15 protein-coding genes are annotated in these 20,453 nt (G+C 67.0%); 11 read left to right on the forward strand and 4 right to left on the reverse strand.

Annotated elements, in window-relative coordinates; translation table 11 throughout:
* Positions 1-2: 2 nt before the first annotated feature.
* The 6 genes from FL625_RS03865 to FL625_RS03890 all read left to right on the forward strand — a co-directional run bounded on the left by FL625_RS03865 (position 3) and on the right by FL625_RS03890 (position 5,315).
* On the forward strand, positions 3-1,931 hold the full coding sequence (locus FL625_RS03865) for an AAA family ATPase (RefSeq protein WP_149587312.1): 1,929 nt from the start codon (positions 3-5) through the stop codon (positions 1,929-1,931).
* Positions 1,932-2,028: 97 nt separating this feature from the next.
* Positions 2,029-2,415 (forward strand): hypothetical protein, encoded by a 387-nt coding sequence (locus FL625_RS18480; protein ID WP_149587313.1) that lies wholly within the window; start codon positions 2,029-2,031, stop codon positions 2,413-2,415.
* Positions 2,412-2,993, forward strand: a complete 582-nt coding sequence (locus FL625_RS03875) for a hypothetical protein (RefSeq protein WP_149587314.1) — start codon at positions 2,412-2,414, stop codon at positions 2,991-2,993. Before FL625_RS18480 ends, FL625_RS03875 begins: the two co-directional genes overlap by 4 nt.
* Positions 2,994-2,996: 3 nt before the next feature.
* Entirely contained in the window at positions 2,997-4,352 is a 1,356-nt protein-coding gene (locus FL625_RS03880) for a DUF6638 family protein (RefSeq protein ID WP_149587315.1), read from the forward strand.
* On the forward strand, positions 4,353-4,631 hold the full coding sequence (locus FL625_RS03885; protein WP_149587316.1) for a hypothetical protein: 279 nt from the start codon (positions 4,353-4,355) through the stop codon (positions 4,629-4,631). It abuts the gene before it with no gap.
* Positions 4,632-4,643: 12 nt separating this feature from the next.
* Positions 4,644-5,315, forward strand: a complete 672-nt coding sequence (locus tag FL625_RS03890) for a DUF1523 family protein (RefSeq protein ID WP_149587317.1) — start codon at positions 4,644-4,646, stop codon at positions 5,313-5,315.
* A gap of 84 nt (positions 5,316-5,399) precedes the next feature.
* Here FL625_RS03890 and pheT read toward each other — a convergent pair whose 3' ends face one another.
* The 4 genes from pheT to FL625_RS03910 all read right to left on the reverse strand — a co-directional run bounded on the left by pheT (position 5,400) and on the right by FL625_RS03910 (position 12,756).
* A complete protein-coding gene (gene pheT, locus FL625_RS03895) occupies positions 5,400-7,817 on the reverse strand; it encodes a phenylalanine--tRNA ligase subunit beta (RefSeq protein WP_149587318.1) in 2,418 nt (805 codons plus the stop codon).
* Between the two features lie 59 nt (positions 7,818-7,876).
* Positions 7,877-8,608, reverse strand: coding sequence for a heparan-alpha-glucosaminide N-acetyltransferase (locus FL625_RS03900; protein WP_149587319.1), 732 nt, complete (start codon positions 8,606-8,608; stop codon positions 7,877-7,879).
* Positions 8,609-8,680: 72 nt separating this feature from the next.
* Positions 8,681-12,178 carry a DNA polymerase III subunit alpha gene (gene dnaE / locus FL625_RS03905; protein WP_149587320.1) on the reverse strand — a complete coding sequence of 1,166 codons (3,498 nt, stop codon included), beginning with the start codon at positions 12,176-12,178 and terminating at the stop codon, positions 8,681-8,683.
* Positions 12,179-12,219: 41 nt separating this feature from the next.
* Entirely contained in the window at positions 12,220-12,756 is a 537-nt protein-coding gene (locus FL625_RS03910) for a DUF2269 family protein (protein WP_149587321.1), read from the reverse strand.
* 293 nt (positions 12,757-13,049) lie between these two features.
* Between FL625_RS03910 and xdhA the strand changes: the two genes are divergently transcribed.
* The 5 genes from xdhA to FL625_RS03935 are packed head-to-tail and all read left to right on the forward strand — an operon-like array spanning position 13,050 to position 20,452.
* The gene (gene xdhA / locus FL625_RS03915; RefSeq protein WP_149587322.1) at positions 13,050-14,426 is read left to right on the forward strand and encodes a xanthine dehydrogenase small subunit; all 1,377 of its coding nucleotides are present in this window, start codon (positions 13,050-13,052) and stop codon (positions 14,424-14,426) included.
* The gene (gene xdhB, locus FL625_RS03920) at positions 14,423-16,846 is read left to right on the forward strand and encodes a xanthine dehydrogenase molybdopterin binding subunit (protein ID WP_149587323.1); all 2,424 of its coding nucleotides are present in this window, start codon (positions 14,423-14,425) and stop codon (positions 16,844-16,846) included. Before xdhA ends, xdhB begins: the two co-directional genes overlap by 4 nt.
* Positions 16,847-16,900: 54 nt before the next feature.
* Entirely contained in the window at positions 16,901-17,860 is a 960-nt protein-coding gene (xdhC, locus tag FL625_RS03925; RefSeq protein ID WP_149587324.1) for a xanthine dehydrogenase accessory protein XdhC, read from the forward strand.
* A complete protein-coding gene (locus FL625_RS03930; protein ID WP_149587325.1) occupies positions 17,857-19,386 on the forward strand; it encodes an ABC transporter ATP-binding protein in 1,530 nt (509 codons plus the stop codon). Before xdhC ends, FL625_RS03930 begins: the two co-directional genes overlap by 4 nt.
* Complete coding sequence (locus tag FL625_RS03935) at positions 19,373-20,452, forward strand: ABC transporter permease (protein WP_149587326.1); 1,080 nt, start codon at positions 19,373-19,375, stop codon at positions 20,450-20,452. Before FL625_RS03930 ends, FL625_RS03935 begins: the two co-directional genes overlap by 14 nt.
* Position 20,453 lies beyond the last annotated feature (1 nt).

The raw sequence follows: 20,453 nt of genomic DNA on the forward strand, positions 1-20,453 counted from the left end.
GGATGAGCACGCGCGACACGATAGAGCTGAAGGAAGAGACGATCCGGGCGCAGTACGAGGCGGCGCTGGGGATGGTCTTCGGCTTCGATCACGCGCCGCGGTTGGCGAAGGCTTTGGTTTCGGCTCCGATGGCGGAGCGGTCGCCGGGCATCGGGACGCGGCCGACATTCCGCTCGACTGTGCCGGGGATGGCGGCGCGGTCCACGGCGCGGCCGGGCGGAGTGCGGCTGGCCGAGCGGATCGAGGGGCTGGGGGATGGGCTGGTCAGCCCGGTGCAAGCGGCGGTGCTGAATGCGCTGCGGCGGGCGTTGGCGATTGCGCTGGCGATGGGGGAGACATTCTCGGCCCAGTCGGGGCTGGCCGAGTTGAAGAAGGCGAACCTGGAGGGGCGGGTGCCCGATGCCCGGCGGGCCGAGTTCGGAGAGCTGTTGCAGGGCGAGGCGCTGGTGGTTCTGTTCACCTTTGCCAATGCGCTGGCCTATCTGATTGCGCCGCACGTCGGGCCGGGGACGGTGGAGCTGGGCGAGGTGGAGGAGGTGCTGACCGACAATGCTCCGCTGGCCTTGCAGGGGGCGCTGTGGGAGCTTGATCAGGACATCGGGGCTCTGGCGACCGATGATGCGCGCCTGGTGGCGGTGGTGTCGGCCTTTGCCGAGGCCCTGATGAAGAAGGTGCAGATCCGGGCGGAGAACGGGGCGCGGGTGTCTGTTTTTACCGGCGCCTCGTGGAAGGTGGAGGCAGATGGCCTCACCATCGCGGGGTTCAAGCCGGCGAAGGCGGCGAAGGGCGGCATGATCGCCATGGCCTTCAAGAAACCGCATGAGGTGGTGGGGAACCACATCGCCAAGTACCAGTCGCTGCGGCTGGCGAAGATGCTGATGGCCTATGATTTCGAGCGGCGGCTGAACCCGTTCGCCGAACTGGGCGGGTTCATCTTCACCTTCATGGGGGATGGCAAGCCCGGGACGGGGAAAACCACGCTGATCCAGATGATGGCGGGATTGCTGAACGATTACTGCAAGGTGGCGGGGTACCCGTTTCGGTATCAGAACTTCTCCATCGACCAGATCGACAGCTATCAGGGCAAATCGGGGCAGAACGCCAAGGCCTTCATCGACGCGATCCTCGACCCTTCGGTCATCGGCTTCGGGACCATCGACGACATCGACCAGGTGGCGGGGAAGCGGGGGGACCGGCAGTCCTCGGCCGGCCAGCAAGAGGTGACGGCGGTCTTCATGCAGGCCTTCGCCGGGGCGGGGACGGTGGTGCGGGGGAACTGCACCTTCGGGATGTTCAGCAACTTCCCGGAGAACGTGGACGACGCCCTGCGCCAGCGCGCCGGGGCGCGGTTCCTGGTGGACGGGCCGCAGACGAGGGAGGATTACATCGACATCCTCAGCCTGCTTCTGGGGAAGAACCATTCCATTCCTGTGGGGGATCACCAGCTGTTCGCGGCGCAGGAGATCAGGAAGGCCGTTGCCGCGTCCTTCGAGGGCCATTCGAAGCCGCATGAGGAGGGGCTCCTGAAGGTCTGGGACCGGGTGTCGCGGGAGATCGGGAAGCTTGATACCCTGGCGAAGATCGGGGCCTACCTGAAGGCGATCCAAGAGGCGGATGAAAGGTTCACAGGCCGCGCGATCAAGAACATCACCGATGCGGTGAAGGTCCGGGCGATGGACTTCGAGCTGCCGGATGAGTGGATGGCGGAGCCGGACCTCTTCCTCTTCAAGCCCTATGACGAGAAGCTGGCGATGATCAAAGGGCTGATGACGCCGATCACGGTGGAGATGGTGATCCAGGAGATCAACCGCTACGCCGATTCCGAGTTCCGCTATGCCGACAAGTCGGACGAGGTGGCCATCGAGGCGATGGTGCGCGACTTCGGCCGGACGGAAGAGGCGAAGCGGCGGTATCTGGAGGGGAAGGGGTGAGCGGACAGTCGGGCACCACCCCGGGCTTGACCCGGGGTCTCGGGTTCAGGGAGGCCCCGGATCGGGTCCGGGGCGGGAGAGCCTTGGAGCAAGCCGCGTGAACGAGCCGCTGACCCTTACCTTCGGGAACTCGATCCTGCCGCTGGCGGGGTTGTGTGCGTTGGTGGCGTGGCTGCCGGGGTGGTTGGTGGGGCGGGGGAACCTGTCTCAACGGGTGCTTGCGCGGGCGGTGGGGGTGACGGCTGTGGTGGCGCTGGTCGTGGGGGCCGTGCTGGCGGCCGGGCTTTATGCGGCGATCAACGAGGGGGTCTGGGCGGGGATCCTCAAGGCTCCGCTGGAGCGGGCGGGGTTCTTCCTCGGCCGCTCGGCGCTGTTCGCGCTGTTGTGGGGGCCGGTCTTGGGGTTCGTCTGGCTGGTGAAGGCGCAGGAGCTGAACCGGCGGTTGGGGATGCGGATGGTGGATAGTGAAGGGGGGAAGGGGTGAGCGAAGGTCTGCAAAACTTCTCGACGGTAATCACCACACTAGCGGCAGTCGGAGCGGTTTATATTGGATGGATGGGCTTGAGCACATGGAAGGCTCAAATCCAATGGGAGCAGGGACGGGGGCTGGCGAAAGCATTGCTAATGTCTGCCAATAAGGTAAGAACCAAGGCACGAGCTGTAAGATCCGAATTCTTCTTTCAACGCGACCAGAACGTTCCACCGCAAGCGCAAATGGAACGTCATAGCGTCCTTCAAGAGCGTGTACTGAAGTATGTCGCGAGCTTCGATGAAGCAGTGGACGACTTTGAACAGTATACTGTGGAAGCGAAACTACTCTGGAAGGCGTCCTTTGACGAACCTCTTTCGGAGCTTCGAGATGTTGCTCATACAGTACGGTCATACCTCTACAGTGGATTGGGATCAGTCAGTCCGCTGGCAAAGGAATTGGAGCGCAAACAGTCAGCCAGCGTGCATACGGACTTTCACCCTCAAATTTTCCACCATGACAACATTTATGTGAAGCTCGACGCGGCAATTCTTAAGATCGAGAAAACCGTCGCTGAGATGCTGCCGAGGTAAAGAATGAAACGCCTCATCCAACGCGGCCTCATGTTCGGGAACCTGATCGAGGTCTCCTCGCCCGCCCTTGTCGAACGCTACAACCGGGCGCTCAAGCACCTTACCGGCAAGACGACCAAGCTCGACGATTTCCACATCGACCTGTCCGGCTATTCGCCCGAGATCGGCGACGAACTCAATGACCACCTCTACCTCAACCCCAACGGGGCGAACCGGCAGTTCATCCTGCTGACCACGGCGCAGAAGGATGCGCCTCTGCTCAACATCAAGTTCTCCACCAGCAGGGGGATCCTGACGCAGTTCATCGAGAAGAACGAGGCGCAGCTCTTTGCCCTGACGGCGCGGGATGCGGTGGCGGGGGAGTTGCAGAACTCGGTCTACGCCTTCGACACGCCGGCCAAGCTGTTCGACATACGGCAGGTGACGGTCGAGGCGGATACGATCGGCGGGCATGTGGCGGATGCGGGGAAGCTGGCGAAGCTGATCGAGCGGTTCCGGCAGGAGCCGGACGGCTGGCGCGATGATGTGCTGATCGCCGAGATGATCGGGCTGGCGAAGAAGACGGGCGACGTGACGCGGGTGCCGATCTCGCTTCCGGCGATGACCTTCAGTCAGGCGAACTTCTGGACCAGCCATTTCGGCGGCATCTACATCTTCCAGGGGGTGCGCTATCCGGCGGCCATCTCGACGCTGGACTGGCTCAGCCTGGGCGAGGTGCCGATCGCGCAGGTCATGGACCTGACCCACCGCAACCAGATCGCCGACTGGCTGGAGCGGAACGGGCTGGTGGAACCCATCGTGCAGGCGCGGGGGGCGGATGCGGCGGCGATCCTGCGGCAGAAGATGGATTTCATCCTGGTCGATGCCGCCGACCGGCTGGGGATCGAGGTCGGGGATGCGCGGCGGACGGAGCTGCGCAAGGTCGCCTACAGGCTGGGCACCGCGCTGCCGGAGGAGTTCCTGGGGCTGGCGGCGCTCCTCCGCTGGGTCGAGGCCGGGGGGCCCTGGCCGAAGATCACCTCGGAGCATCCGGCCTATTTCTATACGTTAAGGGGCAAGGGGCCGGACCGGGACCTGGTGAACATGCTTCTGTCGGAGCTCTCGCCCATGGACGTGCGGCAGATGTTCATCGTCCACAAGGAGCTGTTCTACGCCCAGTATGCCACCTGGTCCGAGGCCAAGAAGACCTATGTGGCGGATTTCCTGGCGCGGGAGTATCAGGTGGACCGCGAGGGCGCGCGCACCGCGCTGTTCGGGCCGGAGCCGAGCATGGACGAATTGCACCGCCCGCAGATGGTCGAGGGCCCGAGGCCGGTGCGGCCGCCCGTGGTGGGGCCCTGGGGAACGGGGAGACGGTAGATGGGTTGGCTGCGCCTTGCGTTCTTCATGTATGTCTTCCTGACGATCGCCTATTTCCTGACCTCGATCTACTCGCGCAGCGTGCGGCGCGAGAAGCTGGAGAAGGAATGGGACACCGATCCCGCGCGCGAGGGGCTGACCGAACAGGAACGCCGCGCCTTCATCGAGGCGGGGATGGTGCGTTACGACAAGGGGCTGAAACGGCGGCTGTTGTGGCTTATCTACATCCTGCCGACCATCGGCTTTCTGGTCACGATCTACTTCATCAACTGGTACTGAAAGGACGCCTCCATGTGGAACAAGGTCAAGTGGGGCATCCGCATCCTTCTGGTGCTGATCGTCGGGCTGTTCCTGCACTACACCCTGCCGCAGCGCGACGTGGTGCAGATCATCAACACCTACAACCGCATCACCCAGATCGGCGGCAACTGGATGTTCTATTCGATCGAGGACACCGGCACCGGGGCCGAGACCTCGACGACCTCGCGCGATATCCGATACATCGACGCGGTCTTCGATGGCGGCAAGACGATGACCTACCGCAACGAGGATACGGGCTGGTTCTGGCCGCCGTATTTCAAATGGAATTCCAGCACCTTGCAGGCCGAGGCGACCAATGCCGCGCGCACGCCGGGGCAATGGGTCGCCGTGACGCATTACGGCTGGCGGCTGCCGATCTTTTCCATCTTTCCGAACGCGGTATCGATCCGCCCGGTCGAGGGGCCGGACGTGACGCTGATCCCCTGGGTCAACATCGTCATCCTCGGTTTCCTGGCCTTCCTGGCCTTCATGATCCGCAAGATGTGGTTGCAATTCCGCGAGCGGATGGTCGATCCGGCCCTGGCCGATGTGGGCGAGACCTTCGATGCGGCGGGTGCGAAGGTCGAGGCCGCAAGGAAGGAGGCGCGGGGCTTCTTCGGCCGGATCGGGGCCTGGCTGAACACCTGGAAGGCGAAGAAGTAGTTCCCCGAGACCGCTCGTCGTCGCACTTCGTGCGCTCCTCGCTGGGATAGCGAAGAGCGGCCGAAGGCAAGCGATGAGCAGCGGTCAGGCGCGGAGCGTCCCGCCGGTGGCCTTGGTGACCTTCTCGATGATCTTGGCCGACACGGCCTCGATCTCGGCTTCGGTGAGCGTCTTGTCCTGCGGTTGCAGGCGGACGGTCAGGGCGATGGACTTCTTGCCCGCGCCCATCTGCGCCTCGGCCTTTTCGCCGGTGAACTGGTCGAAGACGCGCACCGACTCGATCAGCGCCTTGTCGGCCCCCTGCGCGGCATTGACGGCGGTCAGCGCCTCGACCCGGGCATCCACCACGAAGGCGAAATCGCGCTCGACCGCCTGCAGGTCGCTGATCGCGAGCGCGGGGCGGGTGGGAGTCTTCACCTTGGGCGCGGGGATGTTGGCGATCAGGATTGTGAAGGCCACCGCGGGGCCTTTCACGTCCATGGTCTGCAGGACGCGCGGGTGAACCTCGCCGAAGGTGGCCAGGGTGTTGGGGCCGAGGCCGATCACGCCCGACCGGCCGGGGTGCCACCAGTCGGCGACCTTGCGGGTGATCTGGACGCGGGCGGGTGCGCCGAGGGCGGAGAGGACCGCTTCGGCGTCGGCCTTGGCGTCGAAGACATCGACCATCCGGCGGGACCCATGCGGGTCACGCGGGGCGGCGGCGCCGACCAGAAGGCCGGCGGCTTGCAGGTGCTGGTCGCCGGGTTCGCCGCCGTGGAAGGCGGGCCCGATCTCGAACAGCGCGAGGTCCATGAAGCCGCGCGCCTGGTTGCGGGCGGCGGCGGCAAGGAGGCCGGGAAGGAGGTCGGGGCGCAGGTGCGTCATCTCGGAGGAGATGGGGTTTTCGACGCGGACGGCTTCGGTCCCGCCGCCGAAGAGCGTGGCGGCCTTCGCGTCGATGAAGCTGTAGGTCACGCATTCGTTGTAGCCCAAGGCCGCGATGGTGCGGCGGGCGGTGCGTTCGCGGACCTGGAGGGGAGTCAGGACCGGACGCGGCACGCCCGGTTGGGTGCGGGCCATCGGCGCGCCCTGCAGTTTCGTCAGGCTCGCGATGCGGGCGACTTCCTCGACCAGGTCGGCGTCGCCGAGGATGTCGGGGCGCCAGCTGGGCGGGGTCACGGCATTGCCGTTCAGGGTGAAGCCCAGCGCCTGAAGCGTGGCGCGCTGGGTGGCCTCGGGGATGTCCATGCCGACGAGGCTGACCACGCGGGCGGGGTCCAGCTGGTAGCTGCGCGCGGTGTCGATGGGGGCGCCGTCCTGGACCACCGTCCCGGCCTCGCCGCCGCAGAGGTCGAGGATCATCCGTGTGGCGAGTTCCAGGCCCGGGAGCGTGAAGGCCGGATCCACCCCGCGTTCAAAGCGGTAGCGGGCGTCGGAGTTGATCTTCAGCGCGCGCCCCGTGGCGGCGATGGTGATCGGGTCCCAGAAGGCGGATTCGAGAAAGACATCGGTGGTGTCCGGCGTGCAGCCCGAGGCCTCGCCGCCCATGATCCCGGCAAGCGATTCCGGGCCGTGGTCGTCGGCGATGACCATCTGGCCCGGGGACAGGGTGTAGGTCTTGCCGTCGAGCGCGAGGAGGCTCTCGCCCGCTCTCGCGGGGCGGATCACCAGGTCGCCCTTGACCTTCGCGGCGTCGAAGACGTGCAGCGGGCGGTTCAGGCCGAAGGTGAAGTAGTTGGTGATGTCCACCAGCGCCGAGATCGGGCGCAGGCCGATGGCCTTGAGGCGGGCCTGCATCCAGTCGGGCGAGGGGCCATTCCTGACGCCGCGGATCAGTCGGCCGGCGAAATGCGGGCAGCCCTTCGCCTTCAGCGCGGGGTCGATCTTCACGCCGATCGGGGTCGGGAAGCTACCCGCGACCGGGGTCACGGTGACGGGTTTCAGGGTGCCCAAGCCCCGCGCGGCGAGGTCTCGCGCGATGCCGTGCACGCCCAGGGCATCTGGGCGGTTGGGGGTGACCTTGATCTCGATCACCGGGTCGTTCAGCCCGCGATAGTCGATGAAGCGCACACCGAGGGGCGCGTCGGCGGGCAGTTCGATGATGCCGTCATGGTTGTCCGACAGCATGAGTTCGCGTTCGGAACAGAGCATCCCGTTGGAATCGACGCCACGGATGTTGCCGGGTTTCAGGTCCACGCCCGTTCCGGGCACATGCGTTCCGGGGGGCGCGAAGACGCCGATCAGGCCGGTTTTCGCGTTCGGTGCACCGCAGACGACCTGGACTTCCTCCGACCGGCCGCCGGGGCCGTCGGGGAAGGTTTCGACGCGGCAGACGCGGAGGCGGTCGGCGTTGGGGTGCTGGACGGCCTCGATCACCCGGCAGATGCGGAACGGCCCCAGCGCGACGGCGGGGTCCTCGACGCCCTCGACTTCGAGGCCGAGGTCGGTCAGCGCCTCGGCGATGGCCTCGACGGTGGCCTCGGTGTCGAGGTGATCCTTCAGCCAGGACAGGGTGAACTTCATCGCGCGGGCCTCCAAACTTCGGGCTTCCGATTAGCGGAAAGCGGGGGGAAGGGGAAGCGTCAGGAGGCGAGGCGGGCGTAGAGGTTGAAAAGGCCGAAGAGGATCGGCTGGTGGACGAGGTAGATGATGAGCGAATGGCGGCCGGGGAAGGTGAGCGCGCGCATGAGCGGCGAGGGTGCTGCGCCGCGCCAGAGGTCGAGGCGCAGGGCCTTGGCCGTGGCGAGCCCCGCAAGCGCCGGGGCGGCCCAGGGGACGAGGGGGACGTAATCGCCCATCATCGGCCGGCTTTCGGCAAGGCCGGTCCAGACCAGCCAGATCGGGTCGAGCGCGGCGAAGCGCGGGCCCCAGGCGGCGGCGAAGATCGCCAGGGCGAGGGCGAGCGTCACCGGCCAGGGCAGGCGCAGGGCGAGAAGGCCGAGGAAGGCGGTGGCCGCCATGGCATGCAGGATGCCGAACCAGATCGGCCCGCCCGGCACCAGCCAGATCGAGGCCGTGGTGACGATCGCGGCGGCGGCAGCCAGCTTGATCCAGCGCTTCCAGAAGGCGGGCCAGCGGATGCCACGGCCATGCGCGATCCAGAGGCTGATGCCCGAGAGGAACAGGAAGCTGCCCGCGATCATCCGGGCGAAGTAGTACCAGAAGGGCTGGCCCATCGTGCCGCGGTCGATGTAGCCGAAGAGCGCCAGGTCGAAGGTGAAGTGGAAGATCACCATGCAGACGACGGCCAGGGTCCGCGCCAGGTCGAGCGAGGTCAGGCGGCCGGGCGGAAGCAGGTCGGGCGTTGCGGACATGGCGCGAAGGTGACGCGGAATGGCCGGCGCCGCAAGGCCGGGCAGGCGCTGCCGGCGGAGGGGTGCGCGGGATCAGATCTCTTCGATGGCAAGGACGCCCTGCATCGCCTTGATCGCGCCCTTGATCTGCGGGGTCACGGGATAGCTGTCGGGGAGCGCGATGTCGATCTCGCGCCCGTCGGGATCGGTGACGCAGAGGGTGATCGCGGCGCGGCTGCGGCCCTCGACCCGGGACAGGAGCGCGGCGAGCGAAGCCACGGCCTCGGGGCGCGAGAGGTGGATGCGCAGGTCCTGCGCGCCGGCCTGGGCGGCGACGCTGTCGATGGGAGCGACCGACTGGGCGAGGAGCTTGAGCGTGTCGCCTTCCAGTTCGGCCTTGACGGTCAGGACGACATTCGACCCGGCATCGAGGAAATCGCGGGAAGCCTCGAGCACCTCGGAGAAGCAGGTGACTTCGTAAAGCCCGGTCGGGTCGGAGAGCTGGACGAAGGCATAGCGGTTGCCCTTGGCGGACTTGCGTTCCTGGCGCGAGGCGACGCTGCCCGCGAGCTTGGCGATGCAGGGGCCGCGCTCGGCCTTCTGCGTGACCTGGGCGAGGGTCTCGACGCCCTTCTTGCGCAGCGCGGACATGTAGTCGTCAAGCGGGTGGCCGGAGAGGTAGAAGCCTACGGCCTGGTGTTCCTGGGCGAGGCGTTCGGTGGGCAGCCAGTCGTCGCGGAACGGCAGGCGCGGCTCGGGGATGTCGGCGCCCGCGCTGCCGAAGAGCGAGTTCTGGGCGGAAGCGGCGGCCTCGTGGATGGCGGCGGAATAGGCGACGAGGGCGTCGAGCGCCTCGAAGACGCGGGCGCGGTTGGGGTCGAGTTGGTCGAAGGCACCGGCGCGGGCGAGCATTTCCAGCGGGCGCTTGCCGATGCGTTTGAGGTCCACGCGGCGGGCGAAGTCGAAGAGGGTCTTGAAGGGATGGTCCTCGTGGCCCTCCTCAAGCCTTGCGGCTTTCGTCGTGCCCTCGTCCCTTGACCGGCGCGCCTGGACGATGAGGTTCATCGCCTCGACGCCGACATTCTTCAGCGCGCCGAGGCCATAGACGATGGCGCCGTCGCGGACGGTGAAGGTGGCAAGCGAGGCGTTGACGCAGGGCGCGACGGTCCTGATCCCCAGCTTGTCCACCTCGCGCTTGTAGATCGCGAGCTTGTCGGTGAGGTGGATGTCGCAGTTCATCACCGCCGCCATGAACTCGGCCGGGTAATTCGCTTTCAGGTAGGCCGTCTGGTAGCTGACCACGGCGTAGGCGGCGGCGTGGGACTTGTTGAAGCCGTAGTTGGCGAATTTCTCCAGCAGGTCGAAGACCTCGCCCGCCTTCTTGGCGTCGATCCCGTGGGTGGCCTTGCAGCCCTCGATGAACTTGGGCCGCTCCTTCGCCATTTCCTCGGGGATCTTCTTGCCCATCGCGCGGCGGAGAAGGTCGGCGCCGCCGAGCGAGTAGCCCGCCATGACCTGCGCGATCTGCATCACCTGTTCCTGATAGACGATGATGCCCTGGGTTTCCTTCAGGATGTGGTCGATGGTGGGATGGATCGACTCGATCTCGCGCAGGCCGTTCTTGACCTCGCAATAGACCGGGATGTTCTCCATCGGGCCGGGGCGGTAGAGCGCCACGAGGGCGACGATGTCCTCGATGCAGGTGGGTTTCATGCGCCTGAGCGCGTCCATCATGCCCGAACTTTCGACCTGGAACACCGCGACGGTCTTCGCGCTGGCGTAGAGGTCGTAGGTCGCCTTGTCGTCGAGCGGGATAAGGTTGATGTCGAACTCGATGCCCCGCAGCTTCAACAGGTCCATTGCGTTCTGGATCACGGTCAGGGTCTTGAGGCCGAGGAAGTCGAACTTCACCAGACCCGCCGCCTCGACCCATTTCATGTTGAATTGGGTCGCGGGCATGTCGGACCGGGGGTCGCGGTAGAGCGGCACCAGCTGGTCCAGCGGGCGATCGCCGATCACGACGCCGGCGGCATGGGTCGAGGCGTTGCGGTAGAGGCCTTCGATCTTGGCGGCGTAGTCCAGAAGGCGGCCGACGACTTCCTCTTTCGCGGCCTCGCGCAGGCGGGGCTCGTCGGCGAGCGCCTTGGTGATGCTGACGGGCTTCACGCCCTCAACAGGGATCATCTTCGACAGCTTGTCGACCTGGCCGTAGGACATCTGCAAGACCCGGCCCACGTCGCGCACGGCGGCCTTCGACAGAAGCGCGCCGAAGGTGATGATCTGGGCCACCTTGTCGCGGCCGTACTTCTCTTGCACGTATTGGATCACCTCTTCCCGGCGATCCATGCAGAAGTCGATGTCGAAGTCGGGCATCGAGACCCGCTCGGGGTTCAGGAAGCGTTCGAACAGCAACTGATAGCGCAGCGGATCGAGGTCGGTGATCGTCAGCGCATAGGCGACAAGGCTGCCCGCGCCCGAGCCCCGGCCCGGACCGACCGGGATGCCATGGTCCTTGGCCCATTTGATGAAGTCGGCCACGATCAGGAAGTAGCCGGGGAAGCCCATCTTCTCGATGATCCCAAGCTCGAAATCGAGGCGTTCCTGGTATTCCTCGGGCGTCGCCGAATGGGGGATGACCTTCAGGCGGGCCTGGAGCCCCTCGTTGGCCTGGCGGCGGAGTTCCTGCACCTCGTCGTCGGCGAATTTCGGCAGGATCGGCTTGCGCTTGGTCGCGGCATAGGCGCAGCGGCGGGCGATCTCGACGGTGTTCTCCAGCGCCTCGGGGAGGTCGGCGAAGAGCGCGACCATCTCGGCTTCGGATTTGAAATAGTGCTGCGGGGTCAGGCGGCGGCGGGGCTGCGGCTGATCGACATAGGCGCCTTCGGCGATGCAGAGCAGGGCGTCGTGCGCTTCGTAGAGGTCGGGCTTGGGGAAATAGACATCGTTGGTGGCGACGATGGGCAGGCCGAGTTCATAGGCGAGGTCGATGGCGCCGCGTTCGGCCAGCGCCTCCTGTTCTGGCAGTGCGCCACCGGGGCCGGGGTGACGCTGCAACTCGACGTAGAGGCGGTTCGGATAGGTCGCGGCGAGGCGTTCGAGGATGGCGCGGGCCTTGGCCTGCTGGCCGGTGGCGTGGAAGCGGCCAAGCGGGCCTTCGGGGCCGCCGGTCAGGCAGATCAGGCCCTCGGAGTGCTGCGCGAGTTCGTCGAGGGTGACCTGCGGGAGATTGGCCGAGCCGCACATCGCGCCCTCGATGTAGAGGAGCGTGTTGAGCCGCATCAGGTTCATGTAGCCCTTTTCGTTCTGGGCCAGAAGGACGATGGGCGCGGGGTTTCGCGGCTTTTCACCCGGTTGGGCCGGGTCATGGGCGATGCTGAACTGGCAGCCGACGATGGGCTGGACGCCTGCGCCCATGGCGGTGACGGAAAACTCCAGCGCCGCGAACATGTTGTTGGTGTCGGTCACGGCCACGGCGGGCATGTTCTGTGCCGTGCAGAGGCCGATCAGCTTCTTCACCGGCACCGCGCCTTCCAGAAGCGAATGTTCGGTATGGGTGCGAAGGTGGATGAAACGGGGATTTGCGCCAGGCATGGGGTAGAGTTACCCGGCCCGGCGCGATGGGGGAAGCCCCCTCAGGCGAGGCGCGGCAGCGGGCGCAGCGTGGCCAGGGCCGCCATGACGAGCACCGCCGCCAGACCCACGAGGACGCCGAAGTCGCTCCAGCCGGGTTTTGTCACCATCAGGAAGACGATGGCGAACTGGATGGAGTAGTCGATCGCCGCAAGACGCTGGACCCGCCGCATCAGCGGCAGCGCGGCTTCGGGGCCGGCGGTTTCCTCGAGTTTCAGCACACGCTCGCAGGAGGGGCCAAGAATGAGCGCGCCGAAGCCCGCAGTGAACAGCACTCCGGCAAGACCGAGGACGGTGAAGGGCTGCCAGCCCCAGCCCGCCAGGAACAGCAGCGCGACGCCCGTGGCGAGGGTGAAGACGCTGATCGGCATGAAGAGCCGCGGGGCCATGAGGACGGTGGCGCGCACCACCGCCATCTGCGCTTGGGCACCGGCGTGGCGGGACATGAGGACCGTGGCGAGGATCATCGCAAAACCGCCGCCGACCCAGAGGACGGCGGCGAGAACGTGTGCGAATTTGAGGTAGGTGATGTAGTCCATGGTGAAATCCGGTTTTCTTGATCAAATGGTCAGGGGCGTATAATCGGGGCCGTGGTCGGCAGCGAGTAAGGATTACCTTACGTCAATGTCAGCCTGAAATCGCGGCGAGGCGGCTGGAATTTTCGGCAAAACCGTAAAACAGCTTCGCCTTTTGCCAAGGAAATAACTGTTGCCTTGAATCGGCCCTGCTTGCTTGATGAATGGACAACAAGAAGGGGCGCGAGGACTGCTTTACGCCGCATCGGGCGGCCTCGCATTCTGCCCCAAACGGGGAGACCGCGGCGGACAGACGGATGAACGTAGCGTTTCTGTTGAACGGAACGCCGGTTCGCGTGGAGGGGGAAACCCCGACGCGGACCCTGCTGGATTGGCTGCGCGAGGTGCGCGGCATGAAGGGCACCAAGGAAGGCTGCAACGAGGGCGACTGCGGGGCCTGCACCGTGATGGTGACGGATGCCGAGGGCTCGCGGGCGCTGAACGCCTGCATCCTGTTCCTGCCGCAACTGCACGGCAAGGCAGTGCGGACGGTCGAGGGGATCTCGGGTCCGCAGGGCGAGATGCACCCGGTGCAGGCGGCGATGGTGGCGCATCATGGCAGCCAGTGCGGCTTTTGCACGCCGGGCTTCGTGGTCAGCATGGCGGTGGCGCATCTGAACGGCGACCGCGCGCATGACGATGCTCTGGCTGGCAACCTGTGCCGCTGCACGGGTTATGCGCCCATCGTGCGGGCGGCGGAGGCGGCAGCGTCGGAGCCGGTGCCTGAGTGGATGCGCGCCGACCGCGAGGCGGTGAAAGCCTTTGCTGCGGGCGAGGCGGGCGTGTTCCGGCCATCGGATTCCGATGCCCTGGCGGACTGGTATCTGGCCAACCCCGACGCGGTTCTGGTGGCGGGGGCGACGGATGTCGGCCTCTGGGTCACGAAACAGCTGCGCGAGTTGCGGCCGGTGGCGTTTCTGAACGGTGTCGAGGACCTGAAGGGGATCGAGGTGCGGGGCGGCAGCCTGCATGTGGGCGCCTGCGTGACGATCAGCGCCCTGCGCGAGGCGGTGGCGGAGCGGTTGCCGTCGTTCGGTGAGCTGCTGCGGCGCTATGCGTCGGTGCAGGTGCGGAATGCGGCAACCATCGGGGGGAACATCGCCAACGGCTCGCCCATCGGCGACGGGCCGCCGGCGCTGATCGCGCTGGGCGCGACGCTCCACCTGCGGCGCGGCGACGAGATGCGGTCGATGCCGCTGGAGGATTTCTTCCTGGAGTATCGCAGGCAGGACCGCAGGCCGGGCGAGTTCGTGGCGGGGGTGTCCTTCCCGGAGAAGGCCCCTGCCCTGCGCTGCTACAAGATCTCCAAGCGGTTCGATCAGGACATTTCGGCCGTCTGCGGCTGTTTCAACGTGGTCGTCGAGGGGGGCGTGGTGACCTCGGCCCGGATCGCCTTCGGCGGCATGGCGGGGGTGCCGAAGCGGGCGACGCTGGCCGAGGCGGCGCTGACCGGCAGGGCCTGGTCGGAAGCGACGGTGGAGGCGGCCGCGGAGGCGATGGCGGGGGATTTCACGCCCCTGTCGGACATGCGGGCCTCGGCCGCCTACCGGATGCTGACGGCGCAGAACCTGCTGCGGCGCTATTTCCATGACCTGAACGGCGTGCCGGTGCAGGTGCTGGAGGTGGCGCCATGAGCATGGGCAAGCCCCTGCCGCACGACGCGGCTCCGCTGCATGTGACGGGTCAGGCGCGGTATGTCGATGACCTGCCCATCGCCAATGCGCTGCATCTGGCCTTCGGTCTGTCCACGGTCGCGCATGGCGAGATCACGGGGATGGACCTGTCGGCGGTGAAGTCGGCTCCTGGGGTCGTCGCCGTGCTGTCGGCGGCGGATTTCGACGACATGCCGGATTGCAGCCCTTCGGCGCATGACGAGCCGCTTCTGGCGGTGGGCAAGGTGCATTACGTCGGCCAGCCGGTGTTTCTGGTCATCGCAGAAAGCCATCTCGCGGCGCGGAAGGCGGCGCGGCTGGGCAAGATCAGCTATCGCGAGTTGCCGGCGCTTCTGACCGTGGATGACGCCCTGGCCGCGAACAGCCGGTTCGAGCAGGGGCCGGTCATCTGGGCCAAGGGGGATGCGGCGCGGGCCATCGAGAAGGCCCCTCGGCTGGTCGAGGGGTCGTTCGAGGTCGGCGGGCAGGAGCATTTCTACCTTGAAGGCCAGGTCGCGGCGGCGGTGCCGCAGGAGGGGGGCGACATGGTCGTCCATTCCTCGACCCAGCATCCGACCGAGGTGCAGCACAAGGTGGCGCATGCGCTGCATCTGCCGATGAGTGCGGTGCGGGTGGAAGTTCGCCGGATGGGCGGCGGGTTCGGCGGCAAGGAATCGCAAGGCAACGCCCTGGCGATTGCCTGCGCGGTGGCGGCGCGCCTGACCGGGCGGCCGTGCCGGATGCGCTACGACCGGGATGACGACATGGTCATCACGGGCAAGCGGCACGACCTGCGAATTCTCTACCGGGCCGGAGTGGACGACGAGGGCCGCATCCTGGGGCTGGAATTCACGCATCTGTTCCGCTGCGGCTGGTCTCAGGACCTGAGCCTGCCGGTCGCGGACCGGGCGATGCTGCATGCGGACAACTGCTATCACCTGCCCAATATCCGCATCGAGAGCCACCGGCTGCGGACCAATACCCAGAGCGCCACGGCCTATCGCGGGTTCGGCGGCCCGCAGGGGATGGTGGGGATCGAGCGGGTCATGGATCATGTGGCCTTCGTCGTGGGACGCGAGCCGCTGGAGGTGCGCAAGGCCAACTTCTATCGCGGGATGGCGGCCCCCGGGGGCGCTTCGCCCCCCGGACCCCCCGAGGATATTTCCGGACAGATGAAAGCCGGAAGCGACGCGGTGGACCTGACCTCTCTTGGCGCGGCGGCCCGGGTCGGGTCGTATGATCCAGCGGCGTACGGCCGGGTGCAGACCACTCCCTATCACATGCCGGTTGAGGATTTCATCGGGCATGAGCTGGTGGCGGAGCTGGAGCGGACCTCGGATTACCGGGCGCGGAAGGCGGCGATCGCGGAGTGGAACGCGCGCAGCCCGGTGCTGAAGCGGGGGATCGCACTGACGCCGGTGAAGTTCGGGATCTCGTTCACCTTGACCTGGCTGAACCAGGCGGGGGCGCTGGTGCATGTCTACCAGGACGGGTCGATCGCGCTGAACCATGGCGGGACCGAGATGGGACAGGGGCTGTTCCAGAAGGTCGCGCAGGTGACGGCGTCGGTCTTTGGCCTGGATGTGGGCATGGTGAAGATCACCGCGACGGATACCGGGAAGGTGCCGAATACGTCTGCGACGGCGGCCTCGTCGGGGAGCGACCTGAACGGGATGGCGGCGAAGGCGGCGGCGGAGACGATCCGCGGGCGGCTGGCGGAGTTCATTGCCGAGAAGCATCAGGTGAAGCCGTCCTCTGTGCGGTTCGTGGACGGGACGGTGAAGGTCGCGGGCGAGGTCTATGACTGGGCGCGGGTGGTGGCCTGGGCCTATCAGGCGCGGGTCAGCCTGTCGTCCACTGGCTACTACGCGACGCCGAAGATCATCTGGGACCGGGTGAAGGGGACGGGGCGGCCCTTCTACTACTTCGCCTACGGCGCGGCGGTGACCGAGGTGGTGATCGACCGGCTGACCGGAGAGAACCGGATCCTGCGGGCGGACCTATTGCATGACACGGGGACCTCGCTGAACCCGGCCCTGGATATCGGGCAGGTCGAGGGCGCCTATGTGCAGGGCGCGGGCTGGCTGACGACGGAGGAACTGGTCTGGGACGGGAAGGGGCGGCTTTCGACGCATGCGCCCAGCACCTACAAGATCCCGGCCTGTTCGGACCGGCCCCGGGATTTCCGGGTGGCCTTGTGGGGCAAGCCCAATCGCGAGGACTCGGTCGGCAAGTCGAAGGCGGTGGGCGAGCCGCCGTTCATGCTGGGGATCTCGGCGCTGATGGCGCTGTCGGATGCGGTGGCGGCCTGTGGGGACGGGTCGGTCTATCCCGCGCTGGATGCGCCGGCGACGGCAGAGCGGGTGCTGATGGCGGTGCGCCGCGTGGAGGGTCGCACATGATGCGCGCGCAACGCGGGGCCCAGGAACTTTCGGCGAGAATTCCTGGGGGTGCGGATGTTTGATCGGGACGCATTGGCGGCGGCCCTGGCAAGGCATGGCCGTGTCGTCCGGGTGGTGATCGCGGGCGTGGAGGGGTCGTCTCCGCGCGAGGTCGGGGCGTCGATGCTGGTATGGGCGGATGGGCAATCCGGGACGATCGGCGGCGGGGCGCTGGAGTATGAGGCGGCGGCGAAGGCGCGCGGTCTGCTGGCGGGGAGGCCCCCCACCCCCTCCCTCCTCCACGGTGGGGGGAGGGAGGCGCGTCTGGTCGAGCGGATTGCTCTGGGACCGAGCCTTGGCCAGTGCTGCGGCGGGGCGGTGGTGCTTTGGACCGAGCTGTTCGAGGCGCTGCCGGAGGCCGAGGCCGGTATCGTGGCGCGGGGCGCGGGCGAGATGCCGCTGGCGGTGAAGCGGGTGCTGGCGGCGGCGCGGGGACAGGGAGTGAAGCCGGCGCCGGGGCTGGTCTCGGGCTGGCTGGTGGAGCCGGTCGCGGAGGCGGAGCGGCAGGTCTGGGTCTGGGGCGCGGGGCATGTGGGCCGCGCGCTGGTGTCGGTCCTGGCCCCCTTGCCGGGGATCGCGGTGACCTGGGTGGACGTGTCCCCGGAGCGGTTTCCGGACGTGGTGCCGGAGAGCGTGACGGTGGTGCCGAGCCGCGACCCGGCGCTGCTGGCGGATCATGCGCCCGTCGGCGCGGAGCATCTGGTGCTGACCTTTTCTCACGCGCTGGACCTGGAACTGTGCCACCGGCTGCTCAAGCGCGGCTTCCGGTCCTGCGGGCTGATCGGGTCGGCGACGAAATGGGGGCGCTTCCGGTCGCGGCTGGCGGCACTGGGGCATGAGGCGGCGCAGATCGGGCGGATCCGCTGCCCGATCGGGGACCCGGCCCTGGGCAAGCATCCGCAGGCGATCGCGGTGGGCGTGGTGGCGGAGCTTCTGCGCGCGCCGCAGGGGATGGCGAAGGAGAAGCGGGCATGACCAGGCCGGAACTGTTGCGGGTCGAAGGCATCACCAAGGCCTATCCGGGGGTGGTGGCGAATTCGGATGTGTCGTTCTCCATCGGCGAGGGCGAGGTCCATGCCCTGCTGGGCGAGAACGGGGCGGGCAAGTCGACCATGGTCAAGATGATCTATGGCCTGGTGCGCCCCGACAGCGGGACGATGACGCTGCGGGGGGCGGCCTACCAGCCGTCAAAGCCGGCAGAGGCGCGGCGGCTGGGCGTGGCGATGGTGTTCCAGCACTTCAGCCTGTTCGAGGCGCTGAACGTGGCCGAGAACGTGGCCCTGGGGATGGAGAACCCGCCGCCGATGCGGGAGCTTGCCGCGCGGATCCGGGCGGTTTCGGAGGAGTATGGGCTGCCGCTGGACCCATCCCGGATGGTGGGCGACCTGAGCGCGGGGGAACGGCAGCGGGTGGAGATCATCCGGTGCCTGTTGCAGGACCCGAAACTGCTCATCATGGACGAGCCGACATCGGTCCTGACCCCGCAGGAGGTGGAGATCCTGTTCAAGACGCTGCGCCAGTTGTCGCGCGAGGGGACAGCGATCCTGTACATCAGTCACAAGCTGGAAGAGATCAGAAGCCTCTGTGACGAGGCGACGATCCTGCGGCGGGGGAAGGTCGTGGCGACCTGCACCCCGCGAGAGCGGACGGCGCGAGAGATGGCTGAACTGATGGTGGGCACCAGCCTCAAGACGCCGGAGCGGCGGGTGGCGGAGAAAGGCGAGGTGGCGCTTGGGGTAAGCGACCTGTCGGCGGCCTCGCCGATTCCGTTCGGAACCAGCCTGAAAGGGATCAGTTTCACGGTGGCGAAGGGCGAGGTTCTTGGCATCGCCGGGGTGGCCGGGAATGGGCAAGACGAGCTTTTGCTCGCCTTGTCTGGAGAGTTGCGCGCGGCGCCGGACAAGGTGCGGGTGGTCGGGCAGCCGGTAGGCGATCTGGGGCCGGTGGAGCGGCGCCGGGCCGGGCTGGTGGCCGCGCCGGAGGACCGCTATGGCCATGCGGCGGCGCCGGACATGTCGCTGGTGGAGAATGCCTTCCTGACGGCGGGGGTCCGCAAGGGGCTGACGAAGAACGGATTCGTGGACTGGGCGGGGACGCGCAGGTTCGCCGAGGAGATCATCGCGGCCTATGACGTGCGCACCCCCGGCCCGGACGTGGCGGCGCGGGCCCTGTCGGGCGGGAACCTGCAGAAGTTCCTGATGGGGCGCGAGCTGATGCAGGGGGCATCGGTCATCGTCATCAACCAGCCGACCTGGGGGGTGGACGCGGCGGCGGCGGCGCAGATCCGGCAGTCCATCCTCGACCGGGCCGGAGAGGGCGCGGCCGTGGTGGTCATCAGCCAGGACCTCGACGAGCTGCTGGAGGTCTCGGACAGTTTTGCGGTGCTGAACGAGGGGCGGCTGACGAAGCCGCGGCCGACCGAGGGGCTGACGATGGACGAGATCGGCCTGATGATGGGCGGCGCGCACGGGATGGAGGTCGCACACCATGCTGAGGCTTGAAAAGCGGCCGACGCCGAGCCGGTTCTGGCTGTATGCCACCCCGCCCGTCGCGGTGATCCTGACGATGATCGCGGGCGGCATCCTTTTCGCGGCGATGGGAAAGAACCCGTTCGAGGTGATCCGGACGATCTTCTGGGACCCGGTCTTCGGCGAATTCGCCTTCTACCTGCGCGGGCAGCTTCTGGTGAAGGCGGGGCCCCTGATCCTGATCGCCATCGGCCTGGCGCTGGGGTTCCGGGCGGGAATCTGGAACATCGGTGCCGAGGGGCAATACATCATGGGCGCCATCATCGGCGCGAGCGTGGGGCTTGCGGTCTTTCCGACCGAGAACCGGCTGATCTTTCCGGTCATGGTGATTGCCGGGGCCTTCGGCGGCTGGGCCTGGGCGATGATCCCGGCGATCCTGAAGACCCGGTTCAACACCAACGAGATCCTGGTCAGCCTGATGCTGGTCTATGTGGCGCAGACGATCCTGGCCAAGGCCTCGACCGGGTTCCTGAAGAACCCTGAAGGCATGGGCTTTCCCGGCAGCCGCAACTTTTCCAGCTATCCTGCGGCGCAGAATGCCGAACTGATCGCGGGCACAGGGCTGCACTGGGGCGGCGTGGCGGCGCTGGTGACGGCGGTGTTGGCCTGGATCCTGCTGACGCGGCACCAGGCGGGGTTTCAGATCCGTCTGGCGGGACAGGCGCCGAGGGCGGCGCGGTTCCACGGCGTGTCGCCGGCGCGGCTGGTGGTGCTGTGCATGGGAATCTCGGGTGCGCTGGCAGGGATGGCGGGGCTGTTCGAGGTGACGGGGCCTGCCGGGCAGATCAGCATCGACTTCAACACGGGCTACGGCTTCACGGCGATCATCGTGGCCTTCCTCGGCCGGCTGAATCCGCTGGGGATCGTGCTGGCGGGGTTCCTGATGGCGCTGACCTATGTCGGCGGCGAGATGGCGGCAACGAACCTGGGCCTGCCTGCGGCGGCGATCCAGGTGTTCCAGGGGATGCTCTTGTTCTTCCTGCTCGCTGTGGACGTGCTGACGAATTACCGGTTCCGGCTGGCTGTGGGGGCGCATTGAG

Source organism: Tabrizicola flagellatus (assembly GCF_008271465.1).
Taxonomy (GTDB): Bacteria; Pseudomonadota; Alphaproteobacteria; order Rhodobacterales; family Rhodobacteraceae; genus Tabrizicola; species Tabrizicola flagellata.